Annotated in this window: 21 protein-coding genes; all 21 read right to left on the bottom strand. The window is 38.9% G+C overall.

Annotated features, from left to right (window positions below; genetic code table 11):
- Positions 1-1247: 1247 nt before the first annotated feature.
- The 21 genes from PGL02S_RS20280 to PGL02S_RS20180 all read right to left on the bottom strand — a co-directional run bounded on the left by PGL02S_RS20280 (position 1248) and on the right by PGL02S_RS20180 (position 19088).
- Positions 1248-1523, bottom strand: a complete 276-nt coding sequence (locus PGL02S_RS20280; protein WP_063477390.1) for a DNA cytosine methyltransferase — start codon at positions 1521-1523, stop codon at positions 1248-1250.
- A gap of 207 nt (positions 1524-1730) precedes the next feature.
- Positions 1731-2222 carry a hypothetical protein gene (locus PGL02S_RS20275; RefSeq protein WP_063477391.1) on the bottom strand — a complete coding sequence of 164 codons (492 nt, stop codon included), beginning with the start codon at positions 2220-2222 and terminating at the stop codon, positions 1731-1733.
- Between the two features lie 65 nt (positions 2223-2287).
- Positions 2288-2500, bottom strand: coding sequence for a hypothetical protein (locus PGL02S_RS20270; protein WP_063477392.1), 213 nt, complete (start codon positions 2498-2500; stop codon positions 2288-2290).
- Positions 2501-2929: 429 nt separating this feature from the next.
- Complete coding sequence (locus tag PGL02S_RS20265) at positions 2930-3118, bottom strand: hypothetical protein (RefSeq protein WP_063477393.1); 189 nt, start codon at positions 3116-3118, stop codon at positions 2930-2932.
- A 216-nt stretch (positions 3119-3334) separates the two neighbouring features.
- Positions 3335-5569 (bottom strand): S-layer homology domain-containing protein, encoded by a 2235-nt coding sequence (locus PGL02S_RS20260; protein ID WP_063477394.1) that lies wholly within the window; start codon positions 5567-5569, stop codon positions 3335-3337.
- A complete protein-coding gene (locus PGL02S_RS20255; RefSeq protein ID WP_063477395.1) occupies positions 5559-6005 on the bottom strand; it encodes a disulfide oxidoreductase in 447 nt (148 codons plus the stop codon). Before PGL02S_RS20255 ends, PGL02S_RS20260 begins: the two co-directional genes overlap by 11 nt.
- 7 nt (positions 6006-6012) lie before the next feature.
- Positions 6013-6693, bottom strand: a complete 681-nt coding sequence (locus PGL02S_RS20250) for a DsbA family protein (protein WP_063477396.1) — start codon at positions 6691-6693, stop codon at positions 6013-6015.
- Between the two features lie 110 nt (positions 6694-6803).
- Positions 6804-7409, bottom strand: a complete 606-nt coding sequence (lexA, locus tag PGL02S_RS20245) for a transcriptional repressor LexA (protein ID WP_063477397.1) — start codon at positions 7407-7409, stop codon at positions 6804-6806.
- 47 nt (positions 7410-7456) lie between these two features.
- Positions 7457-8047, bottom strand: a complete 591-nt coding sequence (locus PGL02S_RS20240) for a hypothetical protein (RefSeq protein WP_218029252.1) — start codon at positions 8045-8047, stop codon at positions 7457-7459.
- 19 nt (positions 8048-8066) lie between these two features.
- Complete coding sequence (locus tag PGL02S_RS20235; protein WP_063477399.1) at positions 8067-8540, bottom strand: hypothetical protein; 474 nt, start codon at positions 8538-8540, stop codon at positions 8067-8069.
- A 13-nt stretch (positions 8541-8553) separates the two neighbouring features.
- Positions 8554-9171 (bottom strand): hypothetical protein, encoded by a 618-nt coding sequence (locus tag PGL02S_RS20230; RefSeq protein WP_063477400.1) that lies wholly within the window; start codon positions 9169-9171, stop codon positions 8554-8556.
- 97 nt (positions 9172-9268) lie between these two features.
- On the bottom strand, positions 9269-9427 hold the full coding sequence (locus PGL02S_RS20225) for an aspartyl-phosphate phosphatase Spo0E family protein (protein WP_082834222.1): 159 nt from the start codon (positions 9425-9427) through the stop codon (positions 9269-9271).
- Between the two features lie 35 nt (positions 9428-9462).
- Positions 9463-9954, bottom strand: a complete 492-nt coding sequence (locus PGL02S_RS20220) for a hypothetical protein (RefSeq protein WP_063477401.1) — start codon at positions 9952-9954, stop codon at positions 9463-9465.
- A 24-nt stretch (positions 9955-9978) separates the two neighbouring features.
- On the bottom strand, positions 9979-10479 hold the full coding sequence (locus PGL02S_RS20215; RefSeq protein WP_063477402.1) for a hypothetical protein: 501 nt from the start codon (positions 10477-10479) through the stop codon (positions 9979-9981).
- Positions 10480-10491: 12 nt separating this feature from the next.
- On the bottom strand, positions 10492-12351 hold the full coding sequence (locus PGL02S_RS20210; protein ID WP_063477403.1) for a bifunctional lytic transglycosylase/C40 family peptidase: 1860 nt from the start codon (positions 12349-12351) through the stop codon (positions 10492-10494).
- A gap of 66 nt (positions 12352-12417) precedes the next feature.
- Entirely contained in the window at positions 12418-14715 is a 2298-nt protein-coding gene (locus tag PGL02S_RS20205; protein WP_063477404.1) for a hypothetical protein, read from the bottom strand.
- A complete protein-coding gene (locus PGL02S_RS20200; RefSeq protein ID WP_063477405.1) occupies positions 14716-16827 on the bottom strand; it encodes a VirB4 family type IV secretion system protein in 2112 nt (703 codons plus the stop codon).
- On the bottom strand, positions 16808-17692 hold the full coding sequence (locus PGL02S_RS20195; RefSeq protein WP_063477406.1) for a hypothetical protein: 885 nt from the start codon (positions 17690-17692) through the stop codon (positions 16808-16810). Before PGL02S_RS20195 ends, PGL02S_RS20200 begins: the two co-directional genes overlap by 20 nt.
- A gap of 27 nt (positions 17693-17719) precedes the next feature.
- Positions 17720-18031, bottom strand: coding sequence for a PrgI family mobile element protein (locus PGL02S_RS20190; protein WP_063477407.1), 312 nt, complete (start codon positions 18029-18031; stop codon positions 17720-17722).
- Positions 18032-18094: 63 nt separating this feature from the next.
- Complete coding sequence (locus tag PGL02S_RS20185; protein ID WP_076153495.1) at positions 18095-18490, bottom strand: TrbC/VirB2 family protein; 396 nt, start codon at positions 18488-18490, stop codon at positions 18095-18097.
- Positions 18491-18692: 202 nt separating this feature from the next.
- Complete coding sequence (locus tag PGL02S_RS20180) at positions 18693-19088, bottom strand: hypothetical protein (protein WP_063477409.1); 396 nt, start codon at positions 19086-19088, stop codon at positions 18693-18695.
- Between the last annotated feature and the right edge of the window lie 21 nt (positions 19089-19109).

Raw genomic sequence — 19109 nt, 5'->3', positions numbered from 1 at the left:
GACCGACAGGTTTTTAGTATTTAATGGGCATAGACTTAGCCTCAGTAACATCAATATGTTAGCACGAATCCCACTTCTCAATCTTCTACTTTATTACATCAGTTATTTTAAATCTCATAATCCTTCATTTTCTCTATGCTTCTACTGATGTGTTTTCTTAGTTAGACAGTCTTCTTCGGTAACGATAAAATTCACCCACTGATTTTACACACGATGTAAAAGTACTTTTCATAAAAATAGTGGTCCCGAAAGTCATTAACTTTGGGACCATCAAACTACTTCATTTATAATGTAAATTTCACATCTTGAATGCACATTTAACAATTATATTGTTTAGTCTCGCAGCGTATAATATCATCGAAATTTAGCCCTTCTCGATTTTCTAGTTAATTAAAATGAGTTGCCCCCAATAGGGCAACATTAAGAGCAGAATATGGTTACATACTTTATCAATCAGCTACAAAATTATTTCATCAGTTATATTCTTTATTTTCCAGTTACTAATATTATTTAACGCACAAAGGTGAGGTATCTTCGTTGACCACGGTAAAGAGCTACACCTGAAGCAGCCGCTTTTGCTTGTACGCTCGCTCGGACACCGTTAGGGATTTTTGTTGGAAAACTGCACCTCTTTCCTCTTTTTTAGTCACGAGCTTAAATAAATAATTGATAATTTTCTCCAACTATTTTCCTCTGTCTCGCTTAATAACTTGTTTAAAAATTTTCTTTCCTTCCTCTTCATATGGATAAAATAACACTCCATTTAGATTCCCATGAATCAGCCTACTATAGTCAGCTGTCCTGCTCTCAAAAACAACTAATGGATTCACCCCATGATAAGTAGGACGAATCCATTAATTATACATTGTTCGCTGTAATCTTAAGATGTCAACTAACGGATAGACACCAACTCTATTGTAAAAGCACTAACTTTAGTGTAAAGGCACTAACTTTAATGTCTCGGCACATCTTTAATGTCACCAGACTTTTGTGATATCCGTGATGATCACATTACGCCTTTTGGAGACTCAAAAGCTGTAACCACTCAGTAAGTATCATTTATAAACAATAAATGTGCCAACTTGGTTTATTCGTTGAATTTTCCTCAAAGCAAGAACGATACATATCTTAGTAAGACAAAAAGACTAGTGAAATCAGGGGTCTGATTAAACTAGTCTTTAAATTGGTCTCACTTAAAAGATATAATAAATCTCAATTATTAATAAAATCAATCTCAATTATAACCATTACTCACACTCGCCTCTGTTTTTTCCTGACGAGGAATAATCTTGGCAAGGTGGGCCTCCAATGAAAACATCTGCATAGGGTATCTCATTAGTTGTTATATCGTTGATATCACCAACTCGAATATGATTACCTATATTAGCTACATAGCTTTCCGCAGCAGGACGACAAAACTCGTTAGCCCAAATAATTTCAAATGAATCTCTGAAGGATAGATCTAGAAAACCAGCTCCAGAAAACAGTGATGCAATTGTGTACTTCCCTTGAACATTAGGCATTCATTAGCCCTCTTCTCTTTAAAGCTCACTGGCTTTAAAAGAGGGCAACCGACATGGAATACACTTGGGTCGTATTCTACACTTGTGTGAAGCGTCTTAAACCCGGCTTCAATCACTGTAACGGTTTTATGAGGTTCTGAAGAGCCGAAGCAACTCAAGTGTGGCATACTTACCGTGGCACGGAGCTGCTTCGAATCCCTCAACCTGTTAGACAGGGAATGCCAATCGTTTACGTTCCATTCGAATCTCCTTCTGTAGTTCTAGCCAACTACCATCGCGATAACGATCGCGGTCCTCTACTCCACAATCAAAAGATGCTTTCAAATAACATTGGGGTGATCCGTAATATTCACATGTCATACATACGTTTTCCAAAAAAGCATTCGCTTCTTTGATCCGAATAATGTACGTAACTTCTAAACTAAGCACGCCAGCAAAACAGCGATTAACTAATTGTCCATTGACCAACTGATGAGGAATAACTATTGCCCATTGGCTTTCGCAATCACTTAAACTGGTGAAGAAAGGTAGGTGTTTTTTTCTCCCATCAAGCAACCCTTTGTTAAAAAAATCCGTCTTCAGTTTCCCGTCAACTGGAATAAAAATATATTCCGAATCAGCATGTATTAATTTTTGAAATATATGATGCTTCTTGCCCTTACTATTGACATGAACTTCAATTGGCCTTGGTCTACTCATAATAACTATTCACCTCCTGAGTCGTATTAAGGCTTCTACTAATGTTCTTTTCCGATAGATTAAATTTATTTAGAAGCAAACTTGTTGTATTGAAAGCTATACACTGAATCTTCAGCCACTTCAGACCAAAATAGTGTTTCTAATACACTTTCAGGAGCGTTGCCCTGTTGTATAAGATCGTTAAAGACCATTTTTAAGAATGACTCATTTTCAACCAACTTCGACATTTGTTCAACATTAAACACTGGGCTTTCATCCCGCTTATTCATTTGTTCCATCCTTTTAATATGCTCCTTTCAAAATAAAAACCACATTAACCTCCTAAAGAGATTCATGTGGTCTTCTGTAAAAATGTCATTCAAATCTAACAACTAACAAGGATATTCTTAATTTTATCGATCCTATATACTATTCTTTCATAAAACACCTCCCCCTCATCTTTGTAAGCGCAAAAAAAAGCACCTTAAGACGATTAATAGAAGAGAAATTCCTCTTGGATTAATCACCTGAAGGTGCTTTCTTAAACCTTAAATTGACTCTATACCGCCTGGTTGAGTCTAATAATTTCGTGTCATTTTTCATTATTATATATTAAGTGTTTTGGTTTGTCATTAAAGAAAGGAGGCATTTCTGCCTCCATGCATAGGGGTCTTTCAATGAGCTCTACATCACATTCACTTTCTCCTTCCTATCCATTGCCTCTACTCCTATTTATCCAGGTTCTTAAAATTTTGTTTCATTTCTTTCTCTGTTCGTGCTAAGTGTGAGAATCTTACAGGTGCTGGACCTTTAGACATCAGTTCAACTATTTTCTGCATTACATCACCTTGCACTTCTCCAATGATTGTCACGTCTCCTTGTGTGTTTGTAAGAACCTCTCTTTCTTCAGTCTTCATATTTTTTCTCGCCCTCTCTCTAAGATTTAGGAACTGCCTTCAAATTGATTATGCTCTGCTTTATTAAACCATTACCCTCCTAATAACTCCTTATATTAGTTCTTTTCCTATCTTGTACTTTACGGCCAAAAAATATATTGATTAGAAACCTCTATCGACATGTGTGAGCACTACTCTTCCCAATGATACTTAATGAAAGGATCTGCCCCTTCAAACTTATAAAGTATTGGTAACATCTAGCACCTTATAAAGAATAACTACGGCTTGTGCTCTTGTAGCCTTGCCTTTTGGATCCATATGATTATCGAGTACACCGTCAATTATTTTTTCATTAACAGCATGAGCAAGTTCAGATCTTGCCCATTTACTGACATCATTATGGTCTTTAAATTTGTTTAAAAGCGAAGCAATTTCGTTTGATTGCAAGGCATTTGTATTATTTCCTTTTAAAACATGCATTGCTCTAACAGCAATAGCTGCCATTTCCTCTCTGCTTATGTTTCGATCTGGATCGAAAGTATCCAGCGTTATCCCCGTAATTAATCCTAATTTGAATCCTTCATTTATATAGTCATGAGCCCAGAAGGATGAGGAAATATCTTTAAACGAGGCAGCTTGATTTCCTTTTTCGATATTATTATCCCTCAATACCCGTACTAACAATGTAGTGAATTCTGCTCTTGTAATATAACGATTTGGTTTAAATGAGTCATCCCTATAACCATCTACTATTTGTTTTTTGGCCATGAATTCGATAATATCATGTGCCCAATGGTTGCTTATATCGGTGAATCTTTTTATGTAATCCATAACAATGTATGTACCAGCAGATAGATTTTTTGCCTCCTTCTCATCATCTAAAGTCTGGCTTGAAATCACACTCCAACCACTGTTAGTTTCTTTATATACATTCGACTTCCGGTTATCACCAGTACTTACCGTAATTTTCATCTTTAAAGTATACGGTCCAAAGACACTTGCTGTATTTGAAAACTCGCCGGTACCAGCGATTTCGATCGCACTTGTAACCGGTATGAATTCGGATCCAAATCTACTCTTAGAAACCACTCGGCCTACAGTCAATGAGGACTCTGGAAAATTCTTGTTGCCAATAATATTCACTGCCAAAAACGAAAGAGTTGAGTTCTGAGACAGTACTTCAATTTCGATTCCCTTCAAACGAAGCGTCTCTAGAAGATTCTTGGAGAATTTTACAGTAAGCCTATCATCTAAACCCATAAGACTCGCATAATCAATTTTCATTTTTTTCGCTGTTGATGATGCTTTATTTATTTCTTTGATGATTTCAGTGTCGTTGAGTGTAACGATTAAATTACGACTACCATTCAAGCCACGCTGAGATGTTGAGCTTGCACCCTTTCCTTCCGTAACAACAAGTTCACCATTTTTGATTTCTATTAATGTATCTGACCCCAAACTTGTAGAACTCACCTGATTTACATTTGAACCATGGGATAAATCACGCAGTACGTATAAATCATAAGTTTTTTGAGTAATACCATCAGCTGCTGTAACAGTTATTGTAAATATGTTTGTTTGCTTACTATCTAAATACACATTAACAGTATTACTGGCGATCAAATTACCATTCAACTTTACTGTAGATGATAGATCCGATGGTATTAAGGTTAATTGAGCTCCAGAGACACCTTTATCAACGTAACTCATAATATTTGAGTTTGTAATTGTATATTCTTTTTGATTGACTGCTACACTCTTTAACGAAGCGTTCGTACTAATATCAGAACGTCTGACATTGATGGTATATGTTTTTGATACGCCTTCAGAATCTGCAATCAAGACAGTAATGATCGTTGTCTCATTATTTAAAGCAACAATTTGAGTGCTCCCCGATCCAACATTTTTGCCGTTAATCGTAACGCTTGAACCATTCGTTGTAATGGGTGTTACACCGATTTGTCTAACACCTGGGTTAGCTGTGCCATAGTAATTGGTCACTTCAGATGTAAAAAAACGATCTAATGTAAGATTACTAAAAGATAAATCGAATAAATTATCAGAACCTGACTGCTGTCTGGTAATCACAACAACATAGCTTGATGTAAGATTTGTATTCGGGATATGGGTAGAGATATGAATGGTGTTCGTACCATATGAAAGTGAGATCTTCGTATGTCGCAGTTCACCGAGTGGCTCCATGCCATTAATGGTTACTTTTGCATTCTCGTTAATGGGAACAGCCGAAATATTGACAAATGATTGGTTAGATGGAACATAAGCGGAATACAAATAGGTATCGGGATTGAATTCAGGGGATAGTGAAGAAACTTCTGATACGTACAAACCATGTAATCGCGCATCACTTTCATTAGCAGCATTCGTTTGGGTCATCAGAGTGAAGCTTCCAAGAAAAATGGTGAAAAGCACCAGCAATGATACTTTTGATGTTTTTAATATATTAATTAACATATGAATCCCCCTTTGATTTAAGGCTATCGAAGCCGCGTGAGAACCAAATTACTATTAGTATGAGACCGAATGCTACTAAGGATAAAAGCGGGATTGTTATGAAGCCGAACCAATCAATATAGTCAACATTACATGGAACACCTACACTGCACGGAAGCAACTTTCCTATTGAGGAGATTTTTTGACCCAAATAATGATAGATAGCAATAATTAAACCTATGAGGACGAATGGGTATGAAAGCTTGGCAATCATTCTGTCATCTTTCAGAGCCGCATATCCCAAGATCACCGTGAGCGGATACATGCAAATACGCTGAAACCAACATAGCTTGCACGGTTCAAAAAACAATACTTCGCTAAAATAAAGGCTGCCACAAGTAGATATAATGGACACAATCCATGCAAACAGAAAAGAATATCTTTTTAAAATAAGCATTCTGTCGTTATTCCACCTCACTACCAATGGCCTGCTCTATTGCTTCTTTAATTTGCTTATAGGACATGCTCCCTGTCTGAATTAAGGTCCCGTTTACAATCAAAGATGGAGTCTGACGTATTTGCAAGTTACGAGAGAACTCAAGGTCTTCATTTACAATTTCACTAAATACTCCGTTCAATAGAGACTTTTCCATATCATGATAATCAACGTTTACGTTTGCCTGTTTTGCTAATGTGATAAGATAATCAATGGTTGCCCAATTTTCTGATTCATCTCCTTGGTTCTTATAGATCTCTTCAAAATAGGTCCAGAAATCTTCGGGACTATTTTCCAAAACATATTCACTCGCTTCTGCAGCAGTATGAGAATCCGGCCCCAGGAATGGGAAGTTGACGAATTTAAAGTTTGCCTTTCCTGTATCAATAAAATCCCTAACTATCTCAGGATATATATTCATTGCAAAGTACTGGCAACCAGGACATTTAAAATCGCCGAACTCAACTATACTCACAGGTGCATTTGGATCCCCAAGAACCGGCTGAACATCGAAATGGCTCAATGAGACGTTTTCATTAAGAGGTTGCGGATCATTCTTCTTCCCTTTAGCCGCTACCATAGCTACCATTAACGAAAACACTAGAATCACTACTATTACAACTACTACAGACTTCATTCTCATGTTCATTTCTTAATTTCCTCCTCAAAATTAAAAAAGCACGCAGTGAACACACCCCTGCTGGGTGTATTCGACTGGTGCTTCCAGTTTATTTGCCTATGCGATTGTATCAGTTGATCTTACACCATTGAAAAACGAAATAATCCAACCACTTTCCCGATTACTGAAATCGAATCAAAATACATAGGTTTATAATTTTTGTTGCACGGCTGAAGCCGGATACTCTTTTCTTCCAAGTAAAATTTCTTTACAGTAACTTCACCTTCCGGTGTCTTAGCAACAACAATATCTCCATTTTCAGCGATTGTTTGTTTTTTTACAAGTACATAGTCTCCATTGTGAATTCCAGCATCTTGCATACTATCCCCTTTAACTGTCAGAAAAAAAGTCCCATCCGTATTTATCGGAACAGGGAAGAACTCTTCGATGTTCTCGAAGGCCTCTATTGGTGTGCCGGCAGTTACCTTCCCAATTAAAGGAACATTCTTAATTGTGCTCTTATCCAATTGCATTTCTTCTTGTTGTATTAGCTCAATTGCCCTTGGTTTGCTAGGATCTCTCCGGATGAAGCCTTTCTTCTCTAATCTTTCAAGATGTCCATGAACTGTTGAGCTGGAGCAAAGACCTAACGCTTCACCGATTTCACGGACAGAAGGGGGATACCCCCTCAACTTGGCATGCTTTTTTAGAAACTCATAAACTTTTGCTTGAGTACCATGAAGCATTTTATACTCACCTCGGATCCGTTTGTATTATTATAGCCGAACCTTTTCTATTCGAGAAATTGATTTGATTTGTCCTGGATTCGTAAGACGTATTCTGCTTTAGCATTTGAAAATGATCCAAAAATTGTTTTTAAGTAGGATAAAGATCCTTCTCCTCCGGCTTCGGCATATTCTCTTGCAGTAGGTAAGCGTCCTAGTTTCCCAAACATTTCATTCATTTTCTCAAGTACAGATTGTTCCGAGAGAACATACCTACTTGAAAAGTATTCATCAGAGAAAAACAGCTCGTTATGCAAGATTATATTTTGCTCTTTACAAAATAAGTAAAGGACCATTGTCACCAGAGCTGCAAGAGAAGGGGGCTCTTCAGATCCGTAGTGTAAGAGCAATTTATTTTGTACTTGTTGTTTGAGATCGTTCATTTGATCAGTGTTAAGCGAAATCCTTTTTCGCTGAAGCGGGAAATCATCCGAAAATTTTGCTCTTAAACGATAGGAAGATACTTGCCGATTAATTTGATATGGAATTTCCCAATTCCTCAACAAAAGATTCGATGTATATTCTTCAAAGAAGTGAGATATCTTTTTATTTTCACAAGAATTTTTCACGGTATCCCAAAGTTCTGGCAGGATCCACATAGACAGGCATTTCTTCAAGTTACCACACCTCTATTGGAGTATCGCTCATCCAATAATGCTCTTTAGAATTCTTGAATCTCTGTTTATCGTCAAAATATTCCCTGATTTTTTCTGGACTACCTAAACTATTTGTTTCATATTGTAACACATTAAGATGAATGCTATTTTCCGTTGCAATCTGGGTCGCAATATTTACACCATAATTGAATATAAGTTCCCTCTGACCCTGAAATGTAAAAATAGATTCAACGGACCCATCATTGTTTGATACGTCTTCTAAGTTAAGATCAGAATACGCTGGTATTGCTCTCTCCAGTCCACGCTTAGTAGCTACTGTGTGAAATTTCCCAGTTTGTTCAGTGTATTCATTCAAAAGATTTATATATCTATTGAATCCCTTACAATGGGTTACGTCATTTTCTACAGATAGGTTTATACCGCATACTTCAACTAGAGGATCAAAATGCCCACATTTCCGGCATGTTTCATTCATTAATATCACATCCCTACTTTAATTTCTTTCGTACAAATTCAGGAACATGCTTATCACAGTAGTATATTTTCCATTGTGCAGATTCAATAAGCTTCACTTCATCAACAGTTAGAATTTGACCACAGTTATGACATTTCGGATTGTCAGAGTCTTCTTCTTCATTTTCCCGTAAACCCAAGCCGGGATTCGATCCCCATTCTCTGTGTGGAGCAAGGTCAAGCCAGCCAGTTTCAAACATATCCAACGCATGCACCAATGCGCGGCGACCTGCAGCTTTAATTACTTCATCTTTATTTTGAATCTGCTTAGTTCCCTCAGCATAATAGAATTTTTGAGATCCTTGTCCCTCAACGCTTGTACCTAGAATGGTAAGAAGACCTCTCATTTCTAGCAGACCTTCTTCCTCATGTATTATTGGCTTTTCATTTGTTATCCTCCATTTATAGTAACCACCTGCAGCGTAATTTAGTTTTTTGATATATGCCTGCACCGGTATATGTGCACTTCTATCACTTTTATTTTTCTTTTTTACAGTTCCATTCGGGAAGGGCTCTTTAAGTTTTCTCATAATGGTGGCATAGAGTTTATCATATTCATCAAGAGTCAACTCTGGCCCAATAAACTCATTCATTTTATCACCATCCTATTCACTTCCATTTTATAACATGCCTTCAGAAAACACAAGCAGACATAAAATAGACCGGCGTCAAATTGCCGGTCTTTTCTTCTTACTTTTCAGTTGATAATTTTTTGTCTTGATTGAAGGAGTTATGTAAGATGTCCATTTCTTGGCTTATATCAAGCACTTCATCACTTTTCAAACCATGTTCATCTACTGCTGCAACCAACCTTCCTCTCAAAGCCTCGATCTCATCTTTCTTGGACATTGACCATACATCCTTTCTAAAAATCGAAATTTTCTTTATAACATGTTTGTAAGAGAGGGAATTAAATAAGCTGCCAACAACACTAACGGACTGAATATCATCATACCTAATCCTAATCTCTTTCTTTGTGGGTTCTTGGCGGCCGATAACCTCACCAATAAACCAAAATAGAACATAGTAAATACTACTGGCACGGAGATATACCAAACCCCCTTATATAAAGACGGACCAATGGTACCGGCACCATCCACCATACTTTCAACCGTCTCATTCTGTTGATCTTGTGAAAATTCCATCCCACCCAATGAATGGGCTACTAAAGGTGCATACGCAATTAGTAATGCTCCAATACCAAAAACGATAGTAAACACATATCCCATTTTTTTTCGCCTCGGGTTTTTACCAGATGTTAGAAGTAACAAGAAACCTACAATTAGTAATACTGAGAAAATAGGTAACCCTACAATTTGGAGTAATCTGATCAATTGTTCGAACAGAACGTGTAAGCCTCCAAAAATTTCATCCATTAGGATCTTCCCTTCTACTGTTCTTTAATATTGTTCGTAACCATTTCCTAAACTACTCACAAATTCAACATCATTAACTTTCCACCCGCTTATTTGGTCATAGACTACTTGGGTATAAATGATAATTTCTTGAGTGGTTTTAATCTTATTAAAAATCGTAGAAACTTCGAATTTGTTCATAAAGTCAACTTTATTTTTATCTATCGAGGGGTAAATATACGGCTTCAGCTTATCCATTCTAGATGTTACCGATAATTCACTTCCGTTGTCCTCTGGAATTTCGATTCCAGATGGAAGTGTGGCTCTAAAGCCTTCCTCTGTTGTCAAAGGTTTAATATTTTCATATCTCTCCTTCGTTGAACTGTAGGAAAAAAACTTTTCAATAAAATCCTGATTAGCATTCTCAGCTTTTACGATATAATCTTGCTCTTCAATCTGTGATCTCAATTGCTGGGCGTTCAAGAGTTGAGTTATGTTAAGTAGAAACAGAACTAAGATCGATAGTATAATTGCCCATTTTTTCATATATAGTCTCCTTTACTTAACAATTCTTCTATAGCCTAAGAATGGGTACAACTTATTCCAGTTACTTACCGAAGAAATACTGACTCCCTTCGAATTGTTAGCATTGATAAAACTATCATTCCCCAAATACATCCCTACATGTGATGGGAAATCTCCTCTAGTCACCCAGAAAACCAAGTCTCCAGGCTGTGCCTCACTTTCACTTACTGGAACTGTTTTGTTGTATTGGATTGCAGCTGTCCCGTATAAATTAATTCCAAGTTTATTAAAAGCAAATTCAAGAAGACCTGAACAATCAAAACCACCACTGCTTGGCGTTCTTCCACCCCAAACATAAGGGAGTCCCATATATTTACTCATGATATTAAGAGCTTCTTGTACATCGAATATCTGACCATCGGATCCAACCGTCAAGTTGCTCCAATCCGTATAGTAGCGTAAGACATGTTCGACGTAATTAACATCTCCATAACGTGCCCAGCCATATCGGGCTGCCATCATCTCACTGAATTCGATTGCAACTTCTTTAGAATACCCACCACGTTTTTGAGCGTAATCAATAAAACCACCGCCAAAATTGTAAGCTTGCAATGTTATTTTGATATCTCCACCTGCTGATCTAAATACAGAAGCGAAATGTTTGACACCGTACATGATAGAAACCTCTGGATCAATTATTGTATTGGGTGGTAGATTTGCAGACTCTGAAGATTGCATAACGTCCAGATGATTTCCTCCAGATTCCTGCTGAATTACCGCAAGGATAAGGTTAACTTGATCCTCAATGCCGTATATAATCGCATATTTTCGTACAAGTGGTTCCCATCTCATAACTGCTTCGGATACTTTTGCTTGCCCTGCGTATCCTCCAAGGCCATTACCGCTACCGTTTCCACCATACAAATAAGGATTCCAAGTAGGATCAGCCGTTTTAATAAACTCATACACAAGTTTCATATCTTCCTGCTTTATTCCCTGCCCAATAAGCACGCTTTGAAATTTTGGACCATCAATATTAAGAACAGGCTGGAATCTATCATCAACTGTAGTATGCTCGTACTGTCTATAGGACGTAGTAGTGCAATCACCACTTGAGCTGGTACCAGTTTCATCCCATTGATCTGTTTTAGTTTCAGTTCCCCCTGGATAATACCGTTTTAATGGTTTAATATTCATATTTCCGTAGTTAAATGTAGCAGCTGATAATACCTTGTGAGCTGGTCTAGCCGTAGAGGTTATATTTGTCGTAGGGCCTGTGGTGTGGGTGTTTCCCTCTTCATCCGTAGTAGTGCAATATGTTACTGTCTTAATTGTTTCCATGTCATCGGTTATAGTGGAATATGAAAAGGTAGGTTTAAATAATTGAATGAGGTCATCCGGATCATAATCGGAAAGCTTTACTTTCTTATCTTTCACTACAATATGATATCGAACCAAAGCAGCGGGTATACCCCAACTTGGTTTTAAAGTGTTCATCAAGTTGGCTTTCCACGCTGCATTTGCTTCTATATTATTAATTTCTGCTACTGTCTTATCAGCCGCTTTTTTAAACTTTTCCTCATACTGAATATCCGCTTTTTTCTGTGATTCACTTCTGGAGTTTCCACCTAGAAACCAATCGGCAAATGGAATCGCCGAAAGAATTATCGCCACAACTAAGACAACAGCCAAAGCACCCAGCACCCAAGGACCTAATATGGCAAGCAGACTTTTGCCAACAACCAAAATCAATTTTTTTATAAATTCCTTAGCAATTTTTTTCAGGAATTTCAATGCTTTTCCCGCTGCTTTTCTGGCCATTTTCCCAGCGATTTTTTTGCCGGCACCACCTGCTTGACCAGCTGCATCATTTGCTAGATCTTGAGGGTTCATACCTCCACCGTCCAATCATAGAGCATGAGGATGACTGAGAAAAATCCCAACCATCCTCAATCTTGTTTAAAGTACAACCTTATTTTTTGTTCGTGCTCGTTCTCGAACTGCTTGATTTGCTATAGTGCTTAATTTCTTGGTTTGGTTTGTTGGAGGTGTATATTCAGTGCTAGCTTTAGTTTTTCGAGATAATAAGTCAGCCCCCTTATCACTCCAATCCCTTCGATCCGTACCTTTTATGTTGTGTGAGAAGTAGTTGTCAGGCGTAATCTTTGCTGCATCAACCCGGTTATCTTCAAAACGAGAACCATCAGCTCCTCGAATATACGCTCCAGATGTTCGAGCAATATGTTCATTAGAACCTCCAGACATTCCGATAGGCCCTTCGACTGCATTAGGCCCATATGTATGCCCTTGCGAACTCTGCGGCATAGATAATTTATAAGAGCCGTTTGGTTGACGCTCAAATTTCTCGTTATGACCAGGGAATTTATAATCAGCGACACGAGTCTCGCCTTTTTTCAAAGTAGGGTCAGCAGCTCCGTAGTTACTAATACGCTGTTTACCATTAGCCGTTTGAGCATAAAAGGCTGAACCACTGTTGTTCTGTTCCCATGTAACATTTTGTCCGGCATATTTCTGAGCTAATTTAGGCAAGGTCATATCATTCATTCCACCAAACATCTCACTTGCCCCTTGAACACGGCCTCTGCTTGCACCTGAGAACATATGGCCCAGCTTTTGACCGACTGCACCCGCTCCAACTGTGCTACCCAATGCTTCTCCCATGTTTCCCATGAACCGACGACGTTCTCCGAGATGGTTCCACATGTCTGAGAAATTCTCTTTGCCTGTAGATCCCATGCTCCTCATCTTAGTAAAGAAGCCTGAACCTGATGCTGATTGGTAAGCCGACTTAACACCCTCAGGGAAAAATGCAGAAGTGGCCATCATTGAACTGTTTTTAACCCCAGCACTTACATTACGTGCACCTTGCATAGCGCCCTTCACGGCCGTTCCACCCAGCTTTGCACCAACCGCAACACCCGCCGGACCCATAGTTAGACCAACAGCACCCCCGGCAACGGCTCCTACTCCACCAGCAATATTCTTGAACTTTTGCCAACCGGATCCACCTTTAGCTGCCATAGTGAGGGCTGTCATTCCTGCATCACTACCCATATCCGGAGCAGATCCGGACATACTGCCCGATCCAGGAGCCATTCCTCCAGTCATCCCTCCGGTCATTGCTCCTGACATAGCACCACCAGCTCGTTTACCACCCAACATGTTGCCGGCACCTTTTGCTAGCATCATTGCACCGGCTACTGAGCCAGCTCCCATCATAGTAGCTGTTTGCCCAAGTTTGGAACTTGAATCTCCCAAATTAAGCCATCTCGAAATCATGCCGGTTATAGGTATAAACATAATCAATAGACCCAACCTATAGATAGTTGCATAGATTTCAGCTCCGCCCTCTCCAGCAAGACTAGATAACTGGGCAAAGACAAAAATCGTGATTGCGTGTATTGACTGAAGAAAAATATTTCCCGCTAATTCTTTCATCCATGTTCCAAAGAACGCTCTAGTTTTTGCAAAAATCAAACTGTACGCGGCAAATGGTGAAAGTACCACAAGAAAAATAATGATTACTTTTCGTGCGATATAGATGATGTTCAAATACAGAGTGAGTCCAAATTCCGCCAAATAAACAATCGCATTACCCAAATTAAAATTCCCAGCGCTAGCAATCAACGATACTCCGTTTGCATCGGCACCTGTAGCCTTTAAGGTATCGAACATAGAGGAAACGAGTGCAAGATTTATACTCATCATTACTTTGAAAATCAACCAAAAGCTACCCATAAAGAACGCTGAGAGCACCCACATATTTATGTCTGTCCAGAAATCAGCCTTCGCCTGGGGTGAGTATGCTTTTAATCCAAATTTAGCAGCAGAAACCATAATAGCAGCCGTTAGAATGAGAGTATATAATCCGGTTAATAACCCTAAGATCGGATTAATGATTTTTTCCATTTCACCTACACTAAAAATCCCGTAATTGAGGGTCCCAGAATCTCCATATGGATTGCCAAATATTAATGTTGGTAAGCTACTAATATGAACAGCATTGAAAAGACTTAGAATAAACCCCAGCATGATTCCATCTGTAAGGCTTGCGTCCTCTTTATCCTTTTTCATTTGCTCTAACTTTTCATCACTGAAAAGTTTGCCTTCACCATCAACCGAAGTTGTACCTGGTGGCATCAACAATCCAGTATCAGTAGCTGCAAAGGCCATACTTTGCAGTAGGAAGACTGAGAGGATCACGGCGAGCAAAACTATTGAAACAGTGCGTTTCACTTAGGCCACTTCCTCTCCTTCAACCTCTTTCAATTTAAGCGAGTGTTCTAAAAAATCGATCATCTCTTCTCTTGATCGTACCCGTTTTGTACCAGTACCTGGCCCATCGCCTCCTGGTCCAGGACCCATTTGGATGTTTTGGTTCGTATTAAGATATGGCCATTCTTCTGGTGTAGGCTCTGATCTGAAGCTCACGATCTGCTTTCCGGCTTTCATGATTACATCTCCAGTACTTGCCGTGCGTATCATATTGCCAACATCATCAGACAATCGATACGTATCCAAAATAGGCTTAATATCTTGATCAGATTGTTTTAAGAAGCACACGGTTTCAAACTGGGCGACAACATCCCTTGCAGCCTCTGTACGATCAAACATCTCATAACGCTGACTAACAAGAGTAAGAGATACATTCCATTTACGGCCACGCGCACTCAATTGCTTAAGCCATTCCATCATCGTACTGTACTTGATCATCATCCAGGCTTCGTCAATAATGACCCGCTTTTTAGCTTTTGGATTTGAGACAATGAATCTATTCCATACCCATGTCATCAAAACGTGTTGAGCTAGCGGTCTTTCGATTCCGTTTGCACTTAGTTTCGAGATATCAAAGTTGATAACAGGAGCATCATCGAGGGAAACACCCGAATCTGCAATAATCTGAGTTTGACCGTCAAACATTCCAAACGCCTTATTTTTGGTAAACAAATGTACAATTGTACACAGTTCTTTTAGGTCTTCGTAGCCATTATCACGAATTTCTTCGAGCATCTTGTGCGTTTCAGAAATAGTTGGCATTTCAATATACTTGCGACGATACGTTATTCTTCCATTTTCATCGATATCTTCCTCGTTCTGATAAATGGATTCCGGATCTTCAGTGATGCCTCTTGATGTGAATTGCTCCTCTAGAACATCACTTAATACACCAATTTCAATCGGGGTCAAACCTCTCGCATCAGGTGTCAATGACTCCTTCATGACCTTATAGAATTCTAGAAGTTCTGTTATTTTTTCCGGGACATTAATTCGTTCAATCGTATATTCATTTTCATAACCTTGATTGATAATTTCTTTCTCTGGGAAAATATCATAAGGGTTAATACGACTTGCTTGATTAGATTTAGATGGATATATTGGAATGACTATACCACCTAGTGCTTTTGTAAGTGCGATATACTCAGGTTCACAGTCAATAATGACATTTTTCTCAATCCCATCCATAAACCCGCGTCCAATGATCTGTTTTACGAGTACCGACTTACCAGACCCTGACACACCAAAGATCCCCATACTATAATTGCTAAGACTAGTATCAAAGTTGTTATAATACACATACTCTCTTCCGTAACGACCTATTGGAAATCCGCCTTGATGATTAAGTTTAGAGCTTGCATGAGGGAAAATTGCAGTTAAAGAAAGTTGATCCAAATTTCGGTCTGTCTTCTCCAAATAGTTCTTCCCTAGCGGCAAACATGACAGAAACCCTTCTTTCTGACGGCCATATGAGTTAATGATCTCGATTGATTCACCACCAAGATCCCGTTCAATCTCTCGTGATTTAGCGTTCAAATCATTCAGAGTATTGGCAAAGACTGTTCCCTGAACTGATACGTAATAGAGGCCATTTTGATTATTCTTAATCTGCCTTTGTAAAAACTTTGCATCATCACGTTTTTGCATTGCATCTTCGATTTTCGCGCCTTCATTACGGTTGGCTGCAGAATAAACGACGGTTTCAAATTCATCTATTTTCTTCTGCAACTTCTTAATGGCAGCATTCCGATCTAATGGTTCAATATGAACCGAAACATCCATGTCATCTCCTGCAAACAATCCCTCTAGCCAACCTATGCGAACCGTTCGTGGATAGCCAGAAGGTTTTACAAAGAAGGACCTTCCGTACTTTACATCACCAAGGCCAGTCTGGATAACGAAATGGTCCTTTTCAAAAGTGATACCATCGTTCGTGAGATTATCCATCATACTGGGGAAATATAAATCTCTTGAGTCTCCTTTATTCTTATCCTTCTCTAGAGAAATCTGCTCTTCTGTTGAAGATTCATTCTTCTTTGGTGAATTCTTTCGATTAAATAGCCTCTTGAACATAACCACGCACCTCCTCTACATCATTTACAAGGTCCTCATATCCTGGCAGGGTTGTAGGATCGATCGTTACATATAAAGAACTAAGTTTTTCACGATCCGCAACATCATCAATGGGGTTAACGACCATACGATCTCGATTGAGTGCGCGTTTTAACACTTCCATGGCTCTTAAGCTATCCAAAATCTCGGATTGAATATCGCATTGTTTAAGCATCTGAACAATAGTCCATGCCCTTTGATAGAGCTCATCTTGGATATCTTTTGCTCTGTCTTCAGGAGATAAAGCGCCCATTCTACCGGTTTGTGGTACATAAGAAACCACATAGTATGTCTTCCGGGTAATACGAAACTCTTCCTGAGATCGCTCTTTAATGTGTTGAATAACGGAGTTGTTGTAACCGCGAGTGTGTGTATTACATTTCTTTAAATTGATCTCAAACCGTTCTTCTTCTCGACGGAGGTCTTGGGTTACGGCTTGTCCAAGAATTTGCACTGGAAATCTGATAACTCGATACAGAGAACTGTAACCGAGAATGATGGCTTGTCTGGCACCTTCCGAAAGTAGATCATAATTTACTGAGTCTGAAGATACGATGAGACAATACTCGTTATGTTTTTTCTCGAAAATACCGGCCTTTACATCTTCTAAAGAAAGCATATCTATAATTCGCTCAGAACCTTTTTTTAGCTTGACATTCCCCGAAGGAGAAGTTTGATTTTGACCCGTTTCTTGCATATGCTGTTTTCTCGCCCAACCGAAAACCGGTTCATTTCGATCCATTCTTTTCTTGGCAAAGATTAGAAAGACAAGTGTCAATCCCAGTAGTACCATCGTGCATGTAATTAAAATATCAAAACCATCCATCAATGAACCCCCTACCGCTTTCATTATTTACAAGGATTGATACGTTTTTTGTGACTTGGCGAATTTCCATCTAACTTTCACATAATCGCTTAAATACATCTCGTATCTGTCAAGCTTAAAATAAGCCAACAAAACTGCAATTCCTGTCACGATTAGAAACAGTATGATCCGAGTAATGAAATCTGCTAGTCCACTTATAAATGGGACGGTCCCCCACATAATGAAAGCAATCATTAGAAATCCTACAGGAACGACAAGAAAAAATTGCCTCAGTGAGAATAACGCTAGTACGCTTTTCTCCTCTTGAGTAATATCGATTGGCACAAGTATTTCACCCATTTACTACACCCCCATAGAAAAACATTTCGGGCGGCTTATAACCCCACCCGAAATGCCAAATAATTAGCAGGCTGCTCCACCCTGAGCAAGCTGCGCGATCGCTCCTGCGAACTTATAGCCTCCAAAGAAAACAAAGGCTCCACAGAAACACCCTATCAGGGCTGTCCAGTAAGTGCTTCGTTTCTGTGCACTTATGGAACCAAAAATGATCATAATTGCAATAATCATGACAGCCAGTGTGAATAACAATCCGCCAGCACCGCCGATGATTTTGATAACAGACTTCAATGTATCTGTGATCGTTTGATCCGCCGTTCCAGTACCTTTTCCGAATGTATCCGAGCAGCTTACATCACCTGCGCCTCCTGTAGCTGCAAACGCACTCATTGGTGCTATCACAGCCATGCAAAGCGTCAGGAAAAACAAAACAACTAAAACCTTTTTTTTCACCCTTACCATGCTCCCCTCGGGATTATTTTGATACTTATTGCAAAAAAGCCCACGATCACTCCTTTCCGAAAACGCAAAAAAAGCACAGCCCAATTCAGGTCAGTGCTGACCTAAAATAGGCGGTGCTTCCGCTCTACGAAAATATGATATTTGGAAAAAGCAGGAGTGTATCCTGTCTACAATTATCTTTGCTTCACAATCTTTTGTCAAGCTAGAATCTTTTGAAATGCTGTTCGATTCGTACCGTTATCGTGATGTCCACGATGTCGCCATTTTCATCTAGAAACAATTGCAAGTTAATGGTGGCGTAATCAAGTGGCTTCCACTTTTTTAATCGCTCCTCAGTTTTACGGAGTAACAATTCTAGTCCTTTACGAGAGAATACAACGTTAGTTACATTTTCATCTAATAGACTGACCTTACGGATCTGGATGTTTTTTTGAAGTTGACCCCCACGCACGTCGTACTCTATTTCGCCATTCCCATTAGGGAAATCATTGAACAATTTTTGATTATAATCACCAATCATACAGAGCCGGATTTGCTCGATTAATTTATCATTGTTCAAAATTTCGTCTCCGCTTCTTCTATGTTTGTATGCAGACATTCGCTCAACTCCTCTTAAGAT

It is taken from the genome of Paenibacillus glucanolyticus NBRC 15330 (assembly GCF_004000885.1).
GTDB classification, from domain to species: domain Bacteria; phylum Bacillota; class Bacilli; order Paenibacillales; family Paenibacillaceae; genus Paenibacillus_AQ; species Paenibacillus_AQ glucanolyticus.
The sequence above is the reverse complement of the archived record's forward strand: the minus strand, read 5'-3'. Positions and strand labels throughout refer to the sequence as shown.

What these genes read in the sequence shown, in the direction of transcription:
- PGL02S_RS20280 (WP_063477390.1), bottom strand. Translation starts at nt 1,523, where the DNA reads ATGCCTAATGTTCAAGGGAAGTACACAATTGCATCACTGTTTTCTGGA.
- PGL02S_RS20190 (WP_063477407.1), bottom strand. Translation starts at nt 18,031, where the DNA reads ATGGGTGAAATACTTGTGCCAATCGATATTACTCAAGAGGAGAAAAGC.
- PGL02S_RS20215 (WP_063477402.1), bottom strand. Translation starts at nt 10,479, where the DNA reads ATGAAAAAATGGGCAATTATACTATCGATCTTAGTTCTGTTTCTACTT.
- PGL02S_RS20225 (WP_082834222.1), bottom strand. Translation starts at nt 9,427, where the DNA reads ATGTCCAAGAAAGATGAGATCGAGGCTTTGAGAGGAAGGTTGGTTGCA.
- PGL02S_RS20270 (WP_063477392.1), bottom strand. Translation starts at nt 2,500, where the DNA reads ATGGAACAAATGAATAAGCGGGATGAAAGCCCAGTGTTTAATGTTGAA.
- PGL02S_RS20210 (WP_063477403.1), bottom strand. Translation starts at nt 12,351, where the DNA reads ATGAACCCTCAAGATCTAGCAAATGATGCAGCTGGTCAAGCAGGTGGT.
- PGL02S_RS20230 (WP_063477400.1), bottom strand. Translation starts at nt 9,171, where the DNA reads ATGAATGAGTTTATTGGGCCAGAGTTGACTCTTGATGAATATGATAAA.
- PGL02S_RS20195 (WP_063477406.1), bottom strand. Translation starts at nt 17,692, where the DNA reads ATGGATGGTTTTGATATTTTAATTACATGCACGATGGTACTACTGGGA.
- PGL02S_RS20180 (WP_063477409.1), bottom strand. Translation starts at nt 19,088, where the DNA reads ATGTCTGCATACAAACATAGAAGAAGCGGAGACGAAATTTTGAACAAT.
- PGL02S_RS20240 (WP_218029252.1), bottom strand. Translation starts at nt 8,047, where the DNA reads ATGTGGATCCTGCCAGAACTTTGGGATACCGTGAAAAATTCTTGTGAA.
- PGL02S_RS20255 (WP_063477395.1), bottom strand. Translation starts at nt 6,005, where the DNA reads ATGCTTATTTTAAAAAGATATTCTTTTCTGTTTGCATGGATTGTGTCC.
- PGL02S_RS20200 (WP_063477405.1), bottom strand. Translation starts at nt 16,827, where the DNA reads ATGTTCAAGAGGCTATTTAATCGAAAGAATTCACCAAAGAAGAATGAA.
- PGL02S_RS20185 (WP_076153495.1), bottom strand. Translation starts at nt 18,490, where the DNA reads ATGGTAAGGGTGAAAAAAAAGGTTTTAGTTGTTTTGTTTTTCCTGACG.
- lexA (WP_063477397.1), bottom strand. Translation starts at nt 7,409, where the DNA reads ATGCTTCATGGTACTCAAGCAAAAGTTTATGAGTTTCTAAAAAAGCAT.
- PGL02S_RS20260 (WP_063477394.1), bottom strand. Translation starts at nt 5,569, where the DNA reads ATGTTAATTAATATATTAAAAACATCAAAAGTATCATTGCTGGTGCTT.
- PGL02S_RS20220 (WP_063477401.1), bottom strand. Translation starts at nt 9,954, where the DNA reads ATGGATGAAATTTTTGGAGGCTTACACGTTCTGTTCGAACAATTGATC.
- PGL02S_RS20250 (WP_063477396.1), bottom strand. Translation starts at nt 6,693, where the DNA reads ATGAACATGAGAATGAAGTCTGTAGTAGTTGTAATAGTAGTGATTCTA.
- PGL02S_RS20235 (WP_063477399.1), bottom strand. Translation starts at nt 8,540, where the DNA reads ATGAATGAAACATGCCGGAAATGTGGGCATTTTGATCCTCTAGTTGAA.
- PGL02S_RS20265 (WP_063477393.1), bottom strand. Translation starts at nt 3,118, where the DNA reads ATGAAGACTGAAGAAAGAGAGGTTCTTACAAACACACAAGGAGACGTG.
- PGL02S_RS20275 (WP_063477391.1), bottom strand. Translation starts at nt 2,222, where the DNA reads ATGAGTAGACCAAGGCCAATTGAAGTTCATGTCAATAGTAAGGGCAAG.